This window comes from Nonomuraea sp. NPDC050404 (genome assembly GCF_040655495.1).
GTDB lineage: Bacteria > Actinomycetota > Actinomycetes > Streptosporangiales > Streptosporangiaceae > Nonomuraea.
Genome location: NZ_JBFAKB010000027.1, coordinates 24,925 through 42,684, shown reverse-complemented (window position 1 = coordinate 42,684; position 17,760 = coordinate 24,925). Strand labels below are relative to the sequence as shown.

Here is a 17,760-nt window from a genome sequence, read left to right as displayed (position 1 = left end):
CGGGGAGGCCGCATGACCCTGTACTCGCCGCTCCTGCTGGCCGTCGGGCTGCTCATCACGGCAGCGCTCGCCTGGGCGGCCGTCGTCTCGGCGCGCCGGCGAACGGCCACGCTGGCCGCGGCCGGGGTCGCCGTGCCGGGCGGCCGGCGGGCGTACCTCGGAGCCGGCCTGACGATCGCGGGCGTGGCCGTACTGGCGGTCGCCACCGCGGGACCGGCGGCCATGGTGCCGGTCCCCAGGACCGCGGGCACCGTCATCCTCGCCATCGACGTCTCCAACAGCATGAACGCCAATGACGTCGCCCCCACCCGGCTGGCGGGCGCGCAGCGCGCGGCCCGCGCGTTCGTGGCGGCCCAGCCCGACAGCGTCGACATCGGAGTCGTCGCGTTCGAGCGGGGCGCGCTCACCACCGCGCGCCCCGACGCCGATCACTCGGTCGCGCTCAAGGCCATCGACCGGCTGAAGGTCGCCGGCGGCACCTCGCTGGGGGCGGCCATCACGGCCTCGCTGACGGCGATCACCGGCAAGCAGGTGGCCGTCGGGCGGGACGGCGACGTACCCGACATCGGTTACTGGCCGTCGGCGACGATCGTGATCTTCTCCGACGGCCAGAACCAGGGCGGCGACCTCGAACGGGCCGCCACCGTGGCCCAGAAGGCGAACGTGCACATCCACACCGTCGGCGTCGGCACGGCGGCCGGGGCGACCGTGCGGGTGGACGGCTACCACCTGCAGACCTCACTGGACGAGGACACCCTCACCCTGATCGCGCGGACCACCGGCGGCGCCTACCATCCCGCCTCCGACACCGCGCGGCTCGACGGGATCGCCGACACGATCGACCTGCGGCTCACCGTCTCCGACGAGCCGCTGCCCCTCGCCGGCGCCCTGATCGGGCTGGCCCTCGCGCTGCTCACCGCAGGAGCGGCGCTCACCGTGCTCCGGTCTGGACGGGTGATCTGAATGTCGTTCTCGTGGCCGTGGTTGCTGCTGTCCATCCTGGTGATCCCGCTGATCTTCGCCATCCGCTGGTGGGCGCTGCGCCGTCGCCGGCGGGCCGCCGTGCGGGTCACCTCGATCGCGCTGGTACGCACCGCGCTGCCCGGCCGTACGCGCTGGACGCGGAAGATCCCGGCCGCGCTGTTCGTCGCCGGGCTGGCACTCCTCGCGGTCGGCGCCGCCCGGCCGCAGGCGTCGGTGCCGGTGCCGCAGACGTCGGCGACGATCCTGCTCGCGCTCGACACCTCAGGCTCCATGTGCTCCACGGACGTGGACCCCAACCGCATCACCGCCGCGCAGAAGGCCGCCGCGGAGTTCATCGAGTCGCAGCGGGGCGGGCCGCGCATCGGCCTGGTCACCTTCGCGGGCAGCGCGGGCCTGCTCGTCCCGCCCACCGACGACACCGACGCGCTGATCAAGGCGCTGGAGGGGCTCACCACCTCCCGTGGCACCGCGATCGGGCAGGCCATGCTCACCTCGATCGACGCGATCGCCGAGGTGGACCCGTCGGTCGCCCCCACCGGCGCCGACCCCGTCAGCGGCGGGGAGGGCTACGCCGGCGCCGCGATCGTCGTGCTCACCGACGGCGCCAACACCCAGGGCGTCGATCCGCAGACCGCCGCCCAGGAGGCGGCCCTGCGCCGCGTCCGGGTCTTCCCCATCGGCTTCGGCACCACGAACCCGTCCCCGATGGTGTGCGCGAACTCCCAGTTCGACGGCCGCGGCTTCGGCGGCTGGGGCGGCGGTTTCGGGGGTCGCGGGGGCTTCGACCGTGGCCGCAACCCCCGTACCATCGACGAGCCCGCGCTCAAGCAGATCGCCCAGACCACCGGCGGCTCCTACCACCGCGCGGAGAACGCCGACGAGTTGCAGAACGCCCTCGACGCCCTCCCGGGCAGCTTCACCGTGGTCCGCCGGCAGGTCGACACCGCCGCGGCCTTCGCCGCCGGCGGCGCCGTCCTGATCACCGCGGCCCTGTCGTTGTCCCTCTGGTGGAACCGTCCCCGGATCCCGGCCCGCTGACCCCGGAGAGCGGGCTCACCAGCCCTTCCTGATGACGTCGGCGATGTGCCGGCGCTGCTCGTCGGTGACCCACCAGCCGGCGGGCACGCAGACGACGCGCGGGGCGACCCGGTCGAGTGCGGGCAGGTGGGCGGCATACTTGCGGACGACCGAGTGGAGGTCGTTGCGCTCGTGGACGTTGCTGGCCATGATCCCGGCCTCGTCCATGCGCTGGAAGAACCCGTTGCGGTCGTCCACCTTCATCGGATAGATCCAGAAGGAGTGGGTACGGTCGTCGGCCCGCTCGGTCAGCTCCAGCCCCGGCACGTCGGCCAGTTCCTCGTCGTAGAAGGCGGCGTTGGCGCGGTTCCTGGCCAGCGCCTGCTCGGCCGTGTCGAGATTGGACAGGCCGATGGCGGCGTTGATGTCGTTCATGTGGAACTTGTAGCCCCACTCCGCGACGTCGGGCGGGTTGCGCAGCCGGTCCGCGGTGCGCGGGATGCCGAACCAGCGCAGCAGCCTGGCCCGCGCGTGCAGTTCCTCGGTGGGCAGGACGACCGCGCCGCCGTCGCCGGAGGTCAGGTGCTTGATCGCCTGGAAGCTGAAGACGGAGATGTTGCCGTGGCCGCCGATGTGGGTGCCCCGGTAGGAGGCGCCCCACGCGTGCGCGCAGTCCTCGATGACCTGCGGCCTGAAGCCGTACATGGCCTCGGCCTTGTCGAGGATCGCGGCGAGCCGGTCCAGGTCCACGGGGTAGCCGCCGAAGTGCACGATCACGATGGCGCGGGTGCGCGGCGAGATCTTCCTGGCCAGGTCGTCCAGGTCCACGTTGAGCGTGGCGGGGTCGATGTCCACCCACCGGATGCCCAGCCCGTTGGCCAGGATGGCCCAGTTGGTGGCCTCCATCGTGAGCGGGGTGGTCAGCACCTCGCCGTCGCCGTGCGGGCCCTCCCCCGCGACCAGGCGCAGGGCCAGGTGCAGGCCGGAGGTGGCGCTGTTGACGGTGACGACGTACGGGTTGCCGATGCGCTCGGCCAGTGCCCGCTCGAACGCCTCGACCTTGGCGCCCTGCCCGATGCTGCCGCTGGCCAGCACCTCGGACACGGCGGCGGGCGCCTCTTCGGACATGGCCACCTTGAACAGGGGGATCATCGGTTCTCACCGTCCAGGGTGAGGCCGTTCAGCTGGGCGTAGAGCTCCTGGCACTCGACGTAGGTCGGCAGCAGGCCGCGCTCGGCCGCCTCGCGCAGGGTGGGCGCGGTGCGGTCCTTGTCGGCGATCAGCAGCTCGGCGCCGGTGTCCGGCCAGGGCAGCGCCAGGTCGGGGTCGAACGGGTTGATCTGCACCTCCCGGCCGGGGGCATAGGTGTTGGAGCAGAGGTAGACCACGGTGGCCTCGTCGGTCAGCGGGGCGAAGCCGTGCGCCAGCCCTTCGGCCAGGTAGAGCGCGTGCCGATTCTCGGAGCTGAGCTCGACCGCCACATGCTTGCCGTAAGTGGGAGAACCCAGCCGGACGTCCACCACGATGTCGATGATCGCGCCCTGCGGGCAGGTCACGTAACGGGCCTGGCCCGGCAGCGAGACCGCGTGCAACCCCCTGATCGTGCCCTTCACGGACAGCGAGCAGTTGACCTGCGCGACGTTCATCTCGTGACCGACCACCTCTTTGAAGGCAGGCGAGCTGAACATCTCGAGGAAGTGCCCCCTGTCGTCAGGGAACACCTGCGGTGTCACTAGGTAAGTGTCCGCCACGTCCAGCCGATTCAACTGCATCGGTGTGCACCCTTCTGGATACGTACGTATCAGTCCGACGTTTCATGGTTGGTGCTAGGAAGTGGCTCCAACAACCCCCTAACAACCCTTAACGGCTCCCCGCTCCCATGAATAGTGGTGATCGCACGACGTCCAGCGGCAACGACGGATACATCCGGAAATGAGCCTGATCGTACGTGGAGACCATTATCCTGACAACACTCTTTCCCTGGCCGGTGAAAAAGCTGGAGCGCCAGTACTCGATGCCGGTCGTGGGCGGGTGGGACAGGTCCGTCGCGGTCAGCGCCCTGAGCGGTCCGGTGACCCGGGCGAACCACTTATCCCGACCTGGCGGCCGAGCTGCCATTTCCCGTTGCCTTTCGGCCGGGCGGCCGTGACGGCGGCGGCGCGGACCCGGATAGCGCTGTCTCCGGCCCGTGGTTAGGGGGGATAAGGGGTTGGTCGCCCCCCACGCTGCGATTAGCGTCCGTTTGGTATTTGCCGCCTCGACGAACGGATGATGCGTTGACGGTCATTCAGGTGAATCCCCGGTTGGATGGCCGCGCTCCGGCTGCCCGCCTGGCGCGCCTGTTCGCGCCGGGTTCCATCGAGCCGATGCACGACAGCGACGACAGCGGCGTGGCCACCGCGCGCGGCCGGCTGGGCGACAGCAACGTCGTCGCCTTCTGCACCGACCCCGCCGTCATGGGCGGCGCGCTCGGGGCCGAGGGCAGCGACAGGATCGTGGCCGCCATCGACGAAGCCGTACGTTCCGGCAGTCCGGTGATCGGGCTGTGGCACTCCGGCGGCGCCCGGCTGGCCGACGGCGTGGAGTCCATGGACGGCGTGGGCCGCATGTTCGCGGCCATGACGCGCGCCTCCGGACGGGTGCCGCAGATCTCGATCATCCTCGGCCCGGCGGCCGGCGCCGCCGCGTACGGCCCCGCGCTGACCGACGTGACCATCATGGCGCCGGGCGGCCGGATGTTCGTCACCGGCCCCGACGTGGTGCGCAAGGTCACCGGCGAGCAGATCGACATGGAGGCGCTGGGCGGCCCCGCCACGCACAGCGCGAAGTCCGGCGTGGCGCACCTGTCGGTCGCCTCGGAGGAGGAGGCCTGCACCGCCGCGCGCACGGTGACCGCGCTGCTGACCGGCAAGCCGGTCTTCGACGCCGCGGCGGTCGGCGACAACGGCGACCTGGCGGCGCTGCTGCCCGACAACCCACGCCGCGCCTACGACGTACGCCCGCTGGTACGGGCCATCCTCGACGAGGACGGGCCGTTCGTGGAGCTGCAGCCCCGCTGGGCGCCCAACATGATGATCGGCCTGGGGCGGCTGGCGGGCGGCTCGGTCGGCGTGCTGGCCAACAACCCCCTGCGCAAGGGCGGTTGCCTCGACTCGCTGAGCGCCGAGAAGGCCGCCCGGTTCGTCAGGATGTGCGACTCGCTCGGCGTGCCGCTCGTCGTGCTCACCGACGTGCCCGGCTACCTGCCCGGCGTGACGCAGGAATGGGACGGCGTGATCAGGCGCGGCGCCAAGCTGCTGCACGCCTTCGCCGAGGCCACGGTGCCCCGGGTGACGCTGCACACCCGCCAGTCCTACGGCGGCGCCTACATCGCGATGAACTCCCGCTCGCTCGGCGCCACCGCGGTCTTCGCCTGGCCCGGCACCCGGATCGCGGTGATGAGCTCCGAGGCGGCGGTCGGCATCCTGCGCCGCAAGGAGCTGGCGCAGGCCCCCGAGGCGGAGCGCGAGTCGCTGCAGCTGAAGCTGGCCGCCGAACTCGAACGCAGCACCGGCGGCGTGGACAGGGCCAGGGCGCTCGGCGTCGTGGACGAGGTCATCGAGGTCGCGCACACCCGCCGCAAGATCGCGGAAGCGCTGGCCGCCGCGCCTCCGGCCCGTGGCCGGCACGGCAACATCCCCTTGTGACGATCCGGGGCAAGAAGACCGGCCGCAGTTTCCCCATCATCCACGCCTGACCGAAAGGGAGGATCGTGCCGTACGCGTACGACCCGGAACTTCTGCCCCTCCTGGACCTGATCCCCGACGTCGCGCTGGACGAGGTGATCAAGCGGGACGCACCGGTGATTGACGAGGCCCTGGCCGCGCAGGTGGCCGAGCTGCTGCCCCAGTACACGCCGCAGCGGTCGGTGACCGTGGAGGAACGGCTCGTGCCGGGCACGCCCGAGGTGCCGGTACGCCTGTACCGGCCGGCGGGCTCGTCCCTGCCCGCGCTGATCTACCTGCACGGCGGCGGGTTCGTCTCCGGTGACCTGGATCTGTTCCATGTGCGCAACCTGCGCTTCGCCGACCTCATCCCGGCGGTCGTGGTGGCCGTGGACTACCGGCTCGCGCCCGAGAACCCCTTCCCCGCCGCGCTGGACGACACCTACGCCACGCTGGATTGGCTGGCGGGCGCTGCCCCGGAGCTGGGCGTCGACCCCGCCAGGATCGGTGTCGCCGGGGACAGCGCGGGTGGCAACCTGTCCACCGCGCTGGCCCTGCTGACCCGTGACCGTGGCGGGCCGCCGCTGCGCTTCCAGTGCCTGGACGTGCCGGTGACCGACGATCGGCTCCAGACGCCGTCGATGAGGCAGTTCACCGACACGCCCATGTGGAACCAGCCCAGCGCGGTGCTGAGCTGGCGGTACTACCTGGGTGAGAACAACGGGGAGGTCTCGCCGTACGCGGCGCCGATCAGGGCAGAGGACCTGTCGGGTTTGCCGCCCGCGTACGTGTCGGTGTGCGAGTTCGACCCGCTGCGGGACGAGGGCATCGCCTACGCGCAGCGGCTCGTCGAGGCCGGCGTGCCGACCGAGCTGCACCTGTACCCGGGGGCCTTCCACGGCGCGTCGGTGTTCTCGGACACCGGGGTGGCCGGGCGCATCAACGCCGACATGGTCGACGCGCTGCGCCGCGGCCTGCACGACTAACGGCCTGCACGACTAACGGCCCGCACGGCTGACGAACCTGTGCGACTGACGAACCTGTGCGACTGATGGCCCGGCGGATGCGACCGCATGCCTCCGGGCCTCAGGCGGTGCCGCGTTGTTCGCTCGGTGCGGCCTCGGCCGTGACGGATCTGAGCATGACGGCGGCCAGGATCGCGGCGACGGCGAGCATGCCGGCGCCGACCAGCGCCGACACCTGCATGCTCGCGGTGAACGCCGTGCGCGCCGAGTCGAGGACCGCCTCGCCGAGCCGGTCGGGCAGGCCGGCCGCCACGTCGGCCGCGCCGCCCAGGGTCTCCCCCGCCGCCCGCGCCGTCTCCGGCGCCAGCCCTTCGGGAGGCACGAAGGCCGACCGGTAGACGGCCAGCCCCATGCTGCCCAGGACGGCGACGCCCAGCGCGCCGCCCAGCTCGGTGCCGGCCTCCAGGGCGGCGGAGGCGGCCCCGGCCCGTTCCGGCGGCGCCACCGCCACGACGAGGTCGGACGCCAGCGCCTGCACCACGCCGATGCCGCCGCCGAGCAGCGCCAGCCCCAGCACGAGCACCGCCCGGTGGGTGTCGTGCCCGACCAGCGCGAGCACCGCGAAACCCACGCCCGCCGTGAACAGCCCGCCGGCTATGGTGAAGCCCGGCCTGAACCAGCGCACCAGCGCGGCCCCCAGCAGGGCGCCGACCAGGGCCATGGCCGCCGCGGGCAACGTGAACAGGCCCGCCACGAAGGGGGTCAGGCCCAGCACCATCTGCAGATACTGGGTGATGAAGTAGAACACGCCGACCAGCGCGAAGATCGCCAGCGTGTCGGTGAGCAGCGAGATCCCGAAGCCGCGGTCCCTGAACAGGTTGAGGTCCAGCATGGGATCGGCCAGGGAGCGTTGCCGGCGGACGAAGGCCCAGCCGAAGGCGAGCCCCACGGCGATCGCGAGCATCACCTCCGGTGCCGGGCCGCCGCCCGCGAGCTGCTTGACCCCGTACACGATCGGCAGCACGGCGGCCAGCGACAACACCGCGCTGAGCAGGTCGAACCTGCCGGGGTTCGGATCGCGCCGCTCCGGCAGCAGGATCGGGCCCAGGACCAGCAGCAGGGCCATGATGGGGACGTTGATGAGGAACACCGCGCCCCACCACACGCGCTCCAGCAGCCAGCCGCCCACGATCGGGCCGAGCACGCTGCCTCCGGCGAAGCCGGCCGCCCAGATCGCGATGGCCGTCCGGCGCTGGCCCGGGTCCTGGAACATGTTCCTGATCAGTGCCAGCGTCGGCGGCATGAGTGTGGCGGCCGCCGCGCCCTGCAGGCCGCGGGCCACGATGAGCAGTTCGGCGCTCGGCGCGTACGCCGCGGCGGCCGAGGTCAGCCCGAACGCGGTCGCGCCCAGCAGGAGCAGTTTTCTGCGCCCGATCCTGTCGCCGAGCGCTCCCATCACCAGGAGCAGGCCCGCCAGCAGGAAGGCATAGACGTCCACGATCCACAGGAGTTGGGATCCGCTGGGGCTCAGGTCGGCGGACAGGAAGGGCACCGCGAAGTACAGGACGGTCACCGTGATGGAGATGAGCAGCACGGGCAGCACGAGGATGGCCAGCCCGAGCCATTCTCTTCGTCCAGCCATTGTCGGTCCGTTGTTCACCGATCCCCCTCACGTACGTGGCACGCATACGACGTACTCATCTTGTCCAGGTGAGCCTATATATCCTTTTAATAGATAGTCCAGCCCTCTATTTCGTCACACTATTACGTCACGAAAATGGCGTGTTAGAATTTCGTCACACCGATGGTGCTGCGACGAAATGAAGGGCCCATGCCGAACTGCGCACAGTGTGGAAAGACCATGGAGGCCGCCCCGCGCGGGCGGCGTCCGCGATACTGCTCGCGCTCCTGCCAGGCACGCGCCTATCGCGCACGGGCGGCCGCCCGGACGGAACCGGCCGGGGTGTCGCGACCGTCGCCCGCCATCGCCCCCGTACCGGACGAGGCGCCGCAACCCCCCGCCGAAGGGCTGAGCGTGCAGCGGATCGTCGCCGCCGCCATCGCCATGGCCGACGCCGAGGGTCTCGACGGGCTGTCGATGCGCCGGGTGGCCACCCGGCTCGGGGCGGGCACCATGTCGCTCTACCGCTACGTCCCCGGCAAGGACGCCCTCATCGAGCTCATGGTCGACGCGGTTCACGGCGAGGAGCGGCAGGCGCCACCCGCCGACGCCGGCTGGCGCGTGCTGTTGCGGTACGCCGCCCGGCGGGAGTGGCGCCTCTACTCCCGCCACCCGTGGTTGCTGCAGACGGTCGCCACCACGCGTCCGCCGTTCGGGCCCAACGTGCTGACCGAGCTCGAACGCACGATGCAGGCGATGGACGGCCTGGGCCTCGCGCCGGTGATCACCCACTGGGTGGCCATCGCGGTCAGCGCCCAGGTGCAGGGTGCGGCCCTGCTGTTGGTCAGCGAGGTCGAGGAGGAACGGCGTACGGGCAGGACCACGCTGCAGTGGCGGGCCGACAAGATGCCCGCCATACGGGAGATTATCGACACCGGGCAGTTCCCCATGCTGACGCGGCTGCTGGAGGAGCAGGACGACGTGGCCGACATCGACGCGTGGTTCGAGTTCAGCCTCAACCGCCTGCTCGACGGCCTGGCCGTCTTCGTGGAGAGCGAGACGCGGCCGCCGAGAACGCTCTGAACCCCTGCTAGCGTGGCTGGAGTTGCTCCTGCGCGTCCGGCCCCGCCGGCACCACGATGGTCGTGAGCACCAGCCCGTCGCGGGCCAGCCACCGCCCCCTGAACCCGGTGATCGCGAGCCCGCCGGCCGTGTGCCCGGTGACCGACAACCGCGCCGAGAAGGTCCGTTCCAGCGGATCCACCGACAGGCTGGCCTCCGAGAAGTCCAGCCAGCGCCGGGTCAGCGGGAACCACGCCTTGTACACCGCCTCCTTGGCGCAGAACAGCAGCCGGTCCCACGACACCTCGGGCCGCTCCGCCCCGAGCCGGGCGATCCAGGCCCGCTCCCACGGGTCGGAGACGGCCTCCAGTACGCCGTCGGGAAGGCGGTCGTGCGGCTCGGCGTCGATCCCGACGGCCAGGGTGTCACCGTCGGAGGAGACGGCGCACGCCCGGTAGTCGGCGCAGTGGGTCATGCTGCCCACCACGCCGTCCGGCCAGATGGGCGCGCCGCGTTCCCCCGGGAGGAGGGGCGCGGGCGGGTGGCCCAGTTTGGCCAGGGCCGTCCTGGCGCAGGCGCGTACGGTGGCGAACTCGGCGCGCCGTTTGGCGACCGCCCGCGCCACCACCGCCTCCTCCTCCGGGAAGAGCATCGGGTCCACGGCGTCGCCGAAGCTCTCGACCGAGACCACCGCGTCCGGCAGGATCTCCTCGATCACCGCCGCTCCCCCGCGCCGAGTCCGGCCCGCGGCCGCTGTGCGTGCCCCCGGCGTCCGGGGCGCCGTGCAACGATCATGTCTGCGATGCTAAGCCGCCGCACTCCCCCGGGTCACCCCCAGAAATCGGAATTCCCGGTACGCCGCCGCCGCGTAGCCCCTTCTCACAACATCATCGTCCCGCCCGCGCTCCCCCGGACGACGTTCGCGGTCAGCTCCCGCACCCGGTCGGCGGGCACCGGTACGCCCGGCGTCTCCAGGAACCAGCGGAACGCCTCCTCCCCGCCGACCCCCTCGGGAGCCTGGAACGGAAAGTACGGCTGGACGTAGACCGGCGTGCCGGGCTCGCTGCGCCAGCTGTCGTCCAGCGTGCCGATGTCCACCGCGTCCCAGCCGAGCACGTCCAGCAGCGCGATCACCTCGGCCTTGGCCGCCGGGTCGTCACCGGCGACGGGCAGGGCGCTGCGGTCGGGCGCGCCCGACGGCCGGCCGCCGGTGGACAGGCGGTGGAAGTCGATGTTGTTGAACGCCTTGACCACGCGGGCGCCGGCCAGCCGCCGCTGGACCAGGGCGCTGGAGGTCAGCTCGTTCGCGTCCAGCTCGGCGATGCGGCCGTCGCGCTCCGGATAGTAGTTCATCGTGTCGATCACGATCCTGCCCGCCAGCGACGCGGCGGGCAGCCGGTCGTGTGCGTGCAGCGGAATGGTGGCCACCACCAGGTCACCCTCCTGCGCGGCCTCGGCCGCGGTGGCGGCGCGGGCCTGACCGCCGAGTTCCGTCACGAGGCCGGCGAGGGTCTCCGGGCCGCGCGAGTTGCTGAGGACGACGTCCAGGCCGGCGGCGACCGCCAGGCGGGCCAGTGTGCCACCGATCATGCCGGCGCCGATCAGTCCAAGGGTCTTCGTCATGCTGCCACGCCTCTCTCGTTCGCTTACAAGTGCAAGTTAGACTACAGCTGTAAGAATAGCGACAGATGTAAGATAGCCGGGTGACAGACAGAGATGGCGGCTCCACGAAGATCGACCGGCGGGTGCGGCGTACCCAGACGGCCCTGCAAGGCGCCCTGATCCGGCTCGTCGAGGAGCGGGAGCTGTCCCAGATCAGCGTCGCCGACGTCGCCGACCGGGCCGAGGTGAGCCGGTCCGCCTTCTACGACCACTACCGCGACGTGCACGAACTGGCCGAGGTCGCCTGCACCGCGATGATCGACGACCTGATCGCCTCGTTGCCCGCCCTCGACCGGGAGGGGGCGGTGGACCTGCGGGACCCGGTCGAGTCGCTGCGCGCCTTCTTCGCCAACCTCGCCGACTACGTCGGCCTCTACCGCAGCCTGCTGGGGCCGCAGGGAAGCGCACGCGTCATCGAGCACGTACGCCGCCGGATCACCGCGACCGTGCACGACGCCGAGTGCCACGGCGCCGACCCCGGCCTGTCCCATGTCATGCCGGCCGCGTTCACCGCCGGCGCGCTCATCGGCGTGGCCACCGAGTGGCTGCAGCGCGGCTGCCCCGGCACACCGGCCGAGATGGCCGCTCTCACCTGGCCTCTCCTCGCGGCCCTGCACCGTCCCGGCCCGGACGAGGAATGATCGGCCGAAGCGCCGTCCTTCACGCCTCCCTGCGGGCCTCCAGCGCGTCCAGGATCAGGTCCAGGCCGTAGCCGAACTCGCCCGTGTGGTCGTAGCCCGGCCGCAGGGCATGGTCGGTGATCATCTCTCTGAGGTGCGGCAACTCGTCCGCCGGCAGGTGCTCAAGGATGCCGCCGGCCACGTCCTCGACGTCGCCCGGCACCCTGACCGGCAGGTTCGCCTCCTGCAGGACGAATCCGCCGACGTAGCTGTCGATCAGCGAGACGGCGTGCGCGGCCATCGGCAGCGTGAACCCCGCCCCCCGGAGCACGCCGAGCACGGCGTCGTGGTGGCGCAGCGTCGCCGGCCCGGGGTTGCGGCGGGAGTCCATCAGGCCGAGCGCCCAGCTGTGCCGCGACAGGACCGTACGCGCGGAGCCGGCGCGCGTACGGATCGCCTCGCGCCAGTCGTCGTGCCCGGCGCCGGGCAGCTCGATCGCCGCGAACACCATGTCGACCACGCCGTCGAGGATCGCGTCCTTGTTCGGTACATGGTGGTAGAGCGACATCGCCTCCACGCCCAGCTCCTGCGCCACCCGGCGCATCGTGATCGACTCCACGCCGCCGCGGTCGGCGACCCGGATCGCGGCCTCCAGTACGAGAGCCCTGCTGAGCGGTTGCGAGGGTGGGGACACGACGGCTCCAGGTTCCGGACGGATTGACAACCTTACTACCGTAAGCCAGCCTTACAGTCGTAAGCCAGAAAAGGAGGCCCTCATGCCGATGCCCAAGTGGTGGGGACACGTGAACAAGCGGCTGTTCAACCCTCGCGCGTTAGCCGGCGGGAAGTGGCCGGTGCTGGTCCACGTCGGCCGCGCCTCCGGCACCACGTACCGCACGCCGCTCGACGCGCATCCCGTCGCCGGCGGCTACCTGTTCATCCTGGTGTACGGATCGCGCTCGGACTGGGTGCGCAACGTCCTGGCGGCCGGCGACGCGCGGCTCATGATCGAGGGGAGGGAGGTGCGGCTCGCCGCCCCGCGCCTCGTCGGGGAGGAGGAGGCGTTCCTGGCCCTGCCCGCCGAGGTGCCGCGCCCGCCGAAGCTGCTGCGCATCACCGAGTTCCTCCGCATGGACCTGAGCCGGTGAGGACCTCGCGCGCCAGGCCCAGCGCGCCCTCCACCGGCGCCTTCTCCAGCAGCACGACCGGCACCTCCGGGTGTCGTCCGCGCACCGCCGCGCTCAGCGCCGCGAACAGCCGGGGCTGCTTGGTCAGCACCCCGCCGGCGGCGACCACCGCCCGCGCCGCCGCCCCACGCGCGATCAGCGTGTCCACCAGCCCCGCCAGGGCGCGCCCGCCCTCCTCGATCACCCGTGCGGCGCTCGCCGAGCCTTCCGACGCGGCCAGGAACACCACCGGCACGTGCCGTCCCCATTCCTCGGCGCCCGGCGTACGGGTCATCGCCTGGGACAGCGCGGCCACCTCGGCGACGCCGAAGGCGGTGAGCAGGCCGCGGGCCAGCCCGTCCGGGGGCAGGCCGGCGTCGTGGCGGGCGTACGTGGCGCGCACGGCCTCGCGTACCAGGCCCGCCGCCGACCCTTCGTCCCCCAGCGCCCATCCCCACCCTCCGGCCAGCAGGGGCTCGCCGCCGGGTCCCGTGCCCGCGGCGACGGATCCGGTGCCGGCGACCACGCCGATCGCTCCGGGGAGCCCGGCCGCGTACGGCAGGAGGTGGGCGTCGTTGACCACCCGTACCGGGATGCCGAGCCTGGCGGCGAGCTCGTCGTGAAGCGCCAGGCACAGGGCCGGGCTGTCGCAGCCGTGCGCGCCGACGCCGAGCGCGTCGCAGGGGACGCCGCTCTCCCGCAACTGCGCGGCCAGCCATTCGGCCAGGTCACGGAGGCCGGCGCCGAGTTCGCTCGGCACGATCCGATCCGCCACGAGGCCGCCCGTGGTGACGTCCACGGCGCGCCAGTGGGTCTTGGTGCCGCCCACGTCGACGCCGACGACGACCTTGGATCGCCCAGGGGTCACACCATGGTTCATACGGCTTCCGCCGCGGCCGAGTCCACCTTCGTGTCCCCGACGGAGAACCGGAACTCGCCCACCGGCACGCCGCGTACCTCCGCCACCGCCGCCACGAGCCGCTGGAGCACCGCGTTCTCCACGATCGCCCTGGCCACCGGCGGGATGCGCGGCACCGCCACCCGGGGCACGTCGCTCTCGCACGGCCCCACGTAGAGGGCCAGGTGACCGGCCCCGGCGAGCTGCGCGGCCAGTTCGGCCTCGCGCTCGTCGCCGATGATGACGTGCGCGGTGCGCGGCCCCGCCGACTCCATCGGCCCGTGCAGGTACTGCCGGGTCTCGGCGGCGGTGGCGGGCAGCCGGCACGCCTCCCGCAGCAGCAGCGCGCCCTCCTCGGCGGCGGTCAGCGAGGCGCCCCCGCCCACCACGTCCACGGCGACGCACTCGGCCACCCGCTCCACGACGGGCGGCAGGTCCACGGCGAGCAGTCCCGGCAGCGTCCGCCACACCGGGTCGGGCCGCCCGTCGGCCCACACGTCGCCCAGCATGCCGAGCGCGGCGAGGGTCACGCTGAACCCGGAGGTCGAGACCTTCGAGTCGGCCACGCTCCCGCACGACAACACCCGCCCGGCCAGCTCCGCCAGCGGCGACGGCGCCACGTTCACCACGGCCAGCCGCCGCTCCGGCGGCGCCTCGCGCAGCATCGCGACCGTCTCCGCGCTGCGGCCCGACTGGGACACGCCGACGACCAGGTCGGCGTCGCCGACGGGGCCGCACCCGGCGCGGGCGGCCCAGATGCCGGCGGCCCGCAGCCGGTGCACGCAGGCGGCGAGCGCGGCGTGGCTGGCGCCCATCGCCACGAACAGCGGCCGGCGCGCCGCGGGCCACGCCGACGGGTCCGCGAGCTGCTCTGTCAGGGTGGCGATGGCGGCGGCCAGCGCGTCCGGCTGCTGTCGCAGGCCCTCTGACATGGAGATCCGGGACATGGGAGAACCTTCCTTACTTGACTGCGCCCGCGGCGAGACCGCGGGTGATGTGCTTTTGGAAGAACAGGGCGATGAGCACCGGCGGCAGCGCCGCCAGCAGGCCGCCATCTGCCCGAAGTCCAGGCTGTAGCGGCCGGTGAACTCGGCCAGCGCCACCGGCACGGTCTTGGAGGCGGGCGAGGAGGTGAAGATGAGGGCGTAGAAGAACTCGTCCCAGGCCATCAGGAAGGCCAGCAGCCCCGCCGAGATCAGCCCGGGGCGCGCCACCGGCAACACGATCCGCACGAGCGCCCCCACGCGGGTGCAGCCCGGCCAGCGCCGAGGAGCTCTTCCAGCTGGCCGCCGAGGGCCACGCGGCGGCCCGGCGGGCGGTGGCCGAGCACGCGGCGCAACTGGGCCGGCTGATCGTGGCGGTCGTCTCGCTGGTGGATCCCGGGCTGGTCGTGCTGGGCGGCGGCGTCGGCTCCAACCCGCTGCTCCTCGACGGGGTCCGTACGACGCTGGACTCCTTGCACATCCCGGTCGAGGTACGCCAGAGCGACCTGGGCACCACGGCCACCGTAACGGGCGCCGCCGTCCTGGCCCGCGACCACGCCCTGCAACGACTGATCGGCACGGCCCTGTAACCGCCCCCCAACCTCTGGCCGGCACCGCCTGCCCCGTGGGAGCCTCCCGCCACCGTCACCGTCACGGGCGTCGTCACCGTCACTGTCACGGGCATCGGCATCGGCGTCAGCCTTGGCATCGGCGAGCCCTTCCGATCACAGCGAGTAACGGCCCAGTCAGGGCCGGTTGGCGCAGAGCGTGCGCGGTGGGTTGCGGTACACGATCGCGCGCGGCAGCACGTCGGGGGTCCTGCCCCAGTTGGGCACGTCCTTGCCGCAGACCGAGGCGTCGGCCGTCCCCTCCGACACCTTGGTCACCCGGTACGTCGCCGAGGCCCCGCAGTCCACCTTGGTCACCTTGCCGGTGGGGAAGCCGATCTCCTGATGGAAGCAGTCCCCCTCGCTCACGTTCAGCGTCAGGCACAACCGGCTCGGCGATCGGCGGGTTCCGACCACGACGTACCCGTTGGTGATGTCGTCGCAGCTGGTCGCCTTCTTGACCACCTTGTACGCGGCCTTGGGCGCGTCACAGGCGACGGCGCGGAAGTCGTCCCTGACGGTCTTGCCACCCTTGCCGAGCGCTTCGAGACAGGACCCGACTTGAGCCCTGCCCGGATCGTCAGCGGCGGCACAGCCCGCCCCCACGACGATCAGGAGCGCACAGGCAAGTGCCAGTGCCGTGCCGAGGCGGGCCACAGGGCGGGGGCGATCACTCACGGTGCCGGTCATGACACGGCAGCCTAGCCAGTTCACCGGCGCGCGAAATGTCCCAGGCGCACCGCCCCGCTGCCCCCACCGGCGTCACTGCCCGCCATGACGGCATCACTTTGCCGGAGGTTCAGCTCCCGGACGATCGGAATTAATCGGTACGGCCCTGCCAGGCACGACGGCATCACCCGGCGACGGCACCATATTCCCGACCACCGGCGTTCCGCAGGCTGTGAGCCGGATTGGTCCCATCGTTCCGGTCGCGCCACTTCGCGGTCGCCTGTCCGGCTTAATGCGCAGACCCGACAGGGACGTGCCCGCCGGGCATCGAGGAAGATGGATCTCCAAGCGCCAGGACCACGGGAAAGTGTGTTAGCCTGATGGCGTTGCAGTTATGGTACCCATAAAGACTTTATGCGCGCCTGACAGAGTGATCTTCGGGCGCGTTTTTTGTTTGCCGGTTTCTCCGGGTGGGCTCATCACGGCGGCATAGGATTCACGAGGTGTGAATTCTTTTTAATTCCGGCAATGTCTGAAGGAGACCGACATGGCCACCGGCACCGTCAAGTGGTTCAATTCGGAAAAGGGCTTCGGCTTCATCGCGCAGGACGGCGGCGGCGCCGACGTCTTCGCACACTACTCCAACATCGTCTCCAACGGTGGCTACCGCGAGCTGACCGAGGGACAGAAGGTGTCCTTCGACGTGGTCCAGGGCCAGAAGGGCCCTCAGGCGGAGAACATCGTTTCCGCCTGACCCGGAGCATGATGAAGCCGGGCACGCACCCTGGGTGCGGCCCGGCGGCCGGTCCGCCTTCGCACCGTGACGGCGAACGAAGCTCCATCGTCCGGCGCCCGGCCACCGCCACCGCCCGGACGAAAAGCTGCACACGATTCGCCACGTTTCACCGGCAGGCTCGATTTATTCACTGGAGGGGCGCATGCTTGGCCGAATGAGACGTACTCCGCCCGCAGTCCGGCGCCGCCCGCCCGGCAGCCCCTTCAGCACCCCGGAGATCCCGCCCCCACCCGTCGAGCACTTCGTGGTCGGCGACCGTGTCAGCCACGACAAGTACGGCCTCGGCAGGGTCGTCACGGTCGAGCAGGACGTCACCGTTCTCGTCGACTTCGGCGCGGAGACCTACCGCATCGCATTACCGAACGCGAAGCTCGTGAAGCTGTGACGATCGCCGCTCCTCCCGGGTGCCCGCTCGATCCTTCATGAGCGGGCAGGATCGTCGAACGAGGCGACGGCTCCTCAGCCGTGCCGCCGCAGCGCAGCGCAGGGCTTGGGTAGGCAGTGCGGGGCTTGGGTAGGGGCGTGCATCTCCGAACCGGCCTCGTCGCCGGCTCAACGACGATCCGGAGGACCATCATCAGCGAGCCCAGGGCGCACGCCGCACGCCGCCGCACGGTTGAAAGCGCCATCCTCGGCCCCCGCGACCAGCCCTACTCCGAGGCCGTCCGCTGGACCTGCCCCCACGGCCAGCATGTCGGCCAGGGCTGCGTGACCTGCTACCGCGCCGCCGCGGACTCCGACCCGGCCCTGCCGCTGTGGGAGGCCGTGGCCTGGTTCACCTCACCCCGGCCGATCCCGATCAAGGTCCTGCACGACGTACACCGCCACGACCGCCGCTACTCCCTCGACCAGCCTTCCACTCCCCTGGTCTTCCTGCTGACGGGGCAGGCACGAGCGTCTCAGGGGGTGGAGGCGGTGGCGGGCCTGGTCGGCTTCCTCCTGGAGAACCGTGGCACGATCGACGACTTCGTCGTGACGGAAGTCCGCGCCATCCGCTCCTGAGGC

Annotated in this window: 19 protein-coding genes and 1 pseudogene; 11 read left to right on the top strand and 9 right to left on the bottom strand. The window is 71.7% G+C overall.

Annotation, left to right across the window (positions count from 1 at the left end):
- Positions 1 to 12 precede the first annotated feature (12 nt).
- Together AB0I81_RS49115 and AB0I81_RS49110 are read left to right on the top strand one after the other, a co-directional pair.
- A complete protein-coding gene (locus AB0I81_RS49115; protein WP_360673543.1) occupies positions 13 to 963 on the top strand; it encodes a VWA domain-containing protein in 951 nt (316 codons plus the stop codon).
- Entirely contained in the window at positions 964 to 2,022 is a 1,059-nt protein-coding gene (locus tag AB0I81_RS49110; RefSeq protein WP_360673540.1) for a VWA domain-containing protein, read from the top strand.
- Positions 2,023 to 2,037: 15 nt separating this feature from the next.
- Here AB0I81_RS49110 and AB0I81_RS49105 read toward each other — a convergent pair whose 3' ends face one another.
- Together AB0I81_RS49105 and rfbC are read right to left on the bottom strand one after the other, a co-directional pair.
- Positions 2,038 to 3,153, bottom strand: a complete 1,116-nt coding sequence (locus AB0I81_RS49105; RefSeq protein WP_360673537.1) for a DegT/DnrJ/EryC1/StrS family aminotransferase — start codon at positions 3,151 to 3,153, stop codon at positions 2,038 to 2,040.
- Positions 3,150 to 3,773 carry a dTDP-4-dehydrorhamnose 3,5-epimerase gene (rfbC, locus tag AB0I81_RS49100; protein ID WP_360673534.1) on the bottom strand — a complete coding sequence of 208 codons (624 nt, stop codon included), beginning with the start codon at positions 3,771 to 3,773 and terminating at the stop codon, positions 3,150 to 3,152. The genes AB0I81_RS49105 and rfbC overlap by 4 nt, the downstream gene beginning before the upstream one ends.
- Positions 3,774 to 4,292: 519 nt before the next feature.
- On the opposite strand from rfbC, the gene AB0I81_RS49095 reads away from it, so the two are divergent.
- Both AB0I81_RS49095 and AB0I81_RS49090 read left to right on the top strand, forming a co-directional pair.
- Complete coding sequence (locus AB0I81_RS49095) at positions 4,293 to 5,687, top strand: carboxyl transferase domain-containing protein (RefSeq protein ID WP_360673531.1); 1,395 nt, start codon at positions 4,293 to 4,295, stop codon at positions 5,685 to 5,687.
- Between the two features lie 65 nt (positions 5,688 to 5,752).
- On the top strand, positions 5,753 to 6,691 hold the full coding sequence (locus AB0I81_RS49090; protein ID WP_360673529.1) for an alpha/beta hydrolase: 939 nt from the start codon (positions 5,753 to 5,755) through the stop codon (positions 6,689 to 6,691).
- Positions 6,692 to 6,791: 100 nt separating this feature from the next.
- Here AB0I81_RS49090 and AB0I81_RS49085 read toward each other — a convergent pair whose 3' ends face one another.
- On the bottom strand, positions 6,792 to 8,312 hold the full coding sequence (locus AB0I81_RS49085) for an MFS transporter (protein ID WP_360673527.1): 1,521 nt from the start codon (positions 8,310 to 8,312) through the stop codon (positions 6,792 to 6,794).
- A 321-nt stretch (positions 8,313 to 8,633) separates the two neighbouring features.
- Between AB0I81_RS49085 and AB0I81_RS49080 the strand changes: the two genes are divergently transcribed.
- On the top strand, positions 8,634 to 9,374 hold the full coding sequence (locus tag AB0I81_RS49080) for a TetR/AcrR family transcriptional regulator (RefSeq protein WP_360673525.1): 741 nt from the start codon (positions 8,634 to 8,636) through the stop codon (positions 9,372 to 9,374).
- Between the two features lie 7 nt (positions 9,375 to 9,381).
- Here the strand turns inward: AB0I81_RS49080 and AB0I81_RS49075 are convergent, their stop codons facing one another.
- Positions 9,382 to 10,071 carry a 4'-phosphopantetheinyl transferase superfamily protein gene (locus tag AB0I81_RS49075; RefSeq protein WP_360673522.1) on the bottom strand — a complete coding sequence of 230 codons (690 nt, stop codon included), beginning with the start codon at positions 10,069 to 10,071 and terminating at the stop codon, positions 9,382 to 9,384.
- A 161-nt stretch (positions 10,072 to 10,232) separates the two neighbouring features.
- Positions 10,233 to 10,976, bottom strand: a complete 744-nt coding sequence (locus AB0I81_RS49070; RefSeq protein WP_360673519.1) for an NAD(P)-binding domain-containing protein — start codon at positions 10,974 to 10,976, stop codon at positions 10,233 to 10,235.
- An 80-nt stretch (positions 10,977 to 11,056) separates the two neighbouring features.
- Here AB0I81_RS49070 and AB0I81_RS49065 point away from each other — a divergent pair, with 80 nt between their 5' ends.
- Entirely contained in the window at positions 11,057 to 11,656 is a 600-nt protein-coding gene (locus AB0I81_RS49065; RefSeq protein WP_360673516.1) for a TetR/AcrR family transcriptional regulator, read from the top strand.
- A gap of 19 nt (positions 11,657 to 11,675) precedes the next feature.
- Here the strand turns inward: AB0I81_RS49065 and AB0I81_RS49060 are convergent, their stop codons facing one another.
- Positions 11,676 to 12,329: a TetR/AcrR family transcriptional regulator gene (locus AB0I81_RS49060; RefSeq protein ID WP_360673513.1), complete on the bottom strand. Its 654-nt coding sequence runs from the start codon at positions 12,327 to 12,329 to the stop codon at positions 11,676 to 11,678.
- A gap of 82 nt (positions 12,330 to 12,411) precedes the next feature.
- Here AB0I81_RS49060 and AB0I81_RS49055 point away from each other — a divergent pair, with 82 nt between their 5' ends.
- Positions 12,412 to 12,783 carry a nitroreductase family deazaflavin-dependent oxidoreductase gene (locus AB0I81_RS49055; protein ID WP_360673510.1) on the top strand — a complete coding sequence of 124 codons (372 nt, stop codon included), beginning with the start codon at positions 12,412 to 12,414 and terminating at the stop codon, positions 12,781 to 12,783.
- Here the strand turns inward: AB0I81_RS49055 and AB0I81_RS49050 are convergent.
- Positions 12,749 to 13,669, bottom strand: coding sequence for a BadF/BadG/BcrA/BcrD ATPase family protein (locus AB0I81_RS49050; RefSeq protein ID WP_360673508.1), 921 nt, complete (start codon positions 13,667 to 13,669; stop codon positions 12,749 to 12,751). The two genes, AB0I81_RS49055 and AB0I81_RS49050, sit on opposite strands and share 35 nt — an antisense overlap.
- Before the next feature lie 8 nt (positions 13,670 to 13,677).
- Complete coding sequence (locus tag AB0I81_RS49045) at positions 13,678 to 14,931, bottom strand: hypothetical protein (RefSeq protein ID WP_360673505.1); 1,254 nt, start codon at positions 14,929 to 14,931, stop codon at positions 13,678 to 13,680.
- A 38-nt stretch (positions 14,932 to 14,969) separates the two neighbouring features.
- Between AB0I81_RS49045 and AB0I81_RS49040 the strand changes: the two are divergent.
- Positions 14,970 to 15,272, top strand: a pseudogene (locus tag AB0I81_RS49040) (ROK family protein); the annotation flags it as partial.
- Between the two features lie 156 nt (positions 15,273 to 15,428).
- Here AB0I81_RS49040 and AB0I81_RS49035 read toward each other — a convergent pair.
- Entirely contained in the window at positions 15,429 to 15,980 is a 552-nt protein-coding gene (locus AB0I81_RS49035; protein WP_360673502.1) for a hypothetical protein, read from the bottom strand.
- A 526-nt stretch (positions 15,981 to 16,506) separates the two neighbouring features.
- Here AB0I81_RS49035 and AB0I81_RS49030 point away from each other — a divergent pair.
- The 3 genes from AB0I81_RS49030 to AB0I81_RS49020 all read left to right on the top strand — a co-directional run bounded on the left by AB0I81_RS49030 (position 16,507) and on the right by AB0I81_RS49020 (position 17,757).
- Entirely contained in the window at positions 16,507 to 16,713 is a 207-nt protein-coding gene (locus tag AB0I81_RS49030; protein WP_360673499.1) for a cold-shock protein, read from the top strand.
- 196 nt (positions 16,714 to 16,909) lie between these two features.
- Positions 16,910 to 17,140: a hypothetical protein gene (locus AB0I81_RS49025; RefSeq protein WP_360673497.1), complete on the top strand. Its 231-nt coding sequence runs from the start codon at positions 16,910 to 16,912 to the stop codon at positions 17,138 to 17,140.
- 137 nt (positions 17,141 to 17,277) lie between these two features.
- Positions 17,278 to 17,757 (top strand): hypothetical protein, encoded by a 480-nt coding sequence (locus AB0I81_RS49020; protein WP_360673494.1) that lies wholly within the window; start codon positions 17,278 to 17,280, stop codon positions 17,755 to 17,757.
- Positions 17,758 to 17,760: the final 3 nt, after the last annotated feature.